Below are 1,560 nucleotides of genomic sequence, written 5' to 3'. Positions count from 1 at the left end.
CCTAGGGCCTGTCTGATGGGTCCGTAGAGTGACGTTGCTCGACTTCTAAGCTGTGGCCCTATGGAGAACCAGCTCACCCATGAGGCCAGTGCCCTCATCAATTTCCGGAACTACGAGTTCCAAGATCCGAAGTCACACGGTTACAGGTGGGTCGACCTCAAGCATCTGCGGTTCCTGGCTGAGTCCGGCGGAGCTCAGGAACTGCTCGTGGCGCTCATCGGTCATGAACAGTTCCGGGACGACTACGCGGGCGGCGGAGTCCTGTCGGGGGGATCCAGGCACGGCCCGTATTGGCTGAGGCTGGTCACCCCCGACGTCTACGAAGCCGTCAGCCGGGAGAGAAGCGCGGACATCCTGTGGGGGTGGGTGAACCAGTTCGGGGAGGTGCCCGCCGAGCTGGAGGCGGATCTGCAGCAGGAGGCGTTCGACCGCCTGGCGGTGGCTGACCACATCTACTATCTGAGCGGGCTGGGGGATGAGTCCATTCACGACTGGGGGCGTGTGCACGAGCACTTCCACGAGTTCGTGCTCATTGACCGCTCAGCTGGACGGATCACTCTCCTCGTCGCGGCCGACGACTGAGTTGACCGGCATGGCTGCTACGGGAAGGGCATTTGAGAGGTCAGGGGCGGAGCCACAGGCGAAGCGCGGCCAGAGTCACCGTGCCGTGGAATACGTAGGCTCTTTTGTCGTACCGAGTCGCCACGGCCCTGGATCCCTTGAGCGCGTTGATGCACCGCTCGACCTCGTTCCTGCGGGCATACCGGGCCCGGTCGAAAGCAGTGGGACGACCTCCTCGGCTCCCACGTCGCCGGCGGTTGGCTCGTTGGTCTCGACGCTCGGGGATCGTGTGCTGGATCTGGCGTCGTCGCAGGTACTGACGGTTTCGACGCGAGCTGTATGCCTTGTCCCCGCACACGTGGTCCGGTCTCGTCCGTGGACGGCCACCGGCTGGACGCGGAACGCGGATGCGGTCCAAGACCGTGATCAACTGCGGAGCGTCACCCCACTGTCCTGGGGTTATCAGAACTGACAGCGGACGTCGGCTCCCGTCACTGGCCAAGTGAATCTTCGTCGTCAAGCCACCCCGCGAGCGGCCGACCGCCTCGTCGGACCGATGCTCTGCGGGGCAGCGGCGTCGCCCCGGCACGCGGGCTGGCCGGCGACGAGCCCCGGCGGCGTGCTGATGGACCCGGCTCACCGTGGAATCCACGCTCACCACACTCCAGTCGATCCGGCCCGCGGCGTCAGCAGCGGTGAGGACAGCGCGCAAGATCCTCTCCCACGTGCCATCGGCTGACCACCTGCGATGCCGGTCATAGACCGTCTGCCACTTCCCGAAGTGAGGTGGCAGGTCCCGCCACGGCAGGCCGGTCCGCAGCCGGAAGAGAATTCCATTGATCACGCGCCGGTGGCAGTGCCAGCGCCCACCTCGTCCGACGTTCGTCGGCAGGTGCGGTTCCAGCTGAGCCCACTCGGCATCGGAGAGATCACCACGCCCCACACCAAGCGGAACGATTCACCCCTCGGCGAGTCACTCGACCCGTCGGACACGCCCTA

Annotated in this window: 2 protein-coding genes; one reads left to right on the top strand and one right to left on the bottom strand. The window is 65.7% G+C overall.

Annotated features, from left to right (window positions below; translation table 11 throughout):
* The first annotated feature begins 60 nt into the window (after positions 1-60).
* Complete coding sequence (locus tag ACFYZY_RS29995) at positions 61-582, top strand: hypothetical protein (RefSeq protein WP_388700410.1); 522 nt, start codon at positions 61-63, stop codon at positions 580-582.
* A 40-nt stretch (positions 583-622) separates the two neighbouring features.
* Here the strand turns inward: ACFYZY_RS29995 and ACFYZY_RS29990 are convergent, their stop codons facing one another.
* Positions 623-1,504 carry an IS5 family transposase gene (locus ACFYZY_RS29990; RefSeq protein WP_388700407.1) on the bottom strand — a complete coding sequence of 294 codons (882 nt, stop codon included), beginning with the start codon at positions 1,502-1,504 and terminating at the stop codon, positions 623-625.
* Positions 1,505-1,560 lie beyond the last annotated feature (56 nt).

Source organism: Streptomyces sp. NPDC001744 (genome assembly GCF_042892575.1).
Classification (GTDB): domain Bacteria; phylum Actinomycetota; class Actinomycetes; order Streptomycetales; family Streptomycetaceae; genus Streptomyces.
This window is presented reverse-complemented; position numbering and strand designations above follow the sequence as displayed.

Coding starts and splice junctions, on each gene's coding strand:
- ACFYZY_RS29995 (WP_388700410.1), top strand. CDS start 61: ATGGAGAACCAGCTCACCCATGAGGCCAGTGCCCTCATCAATTTCCGG.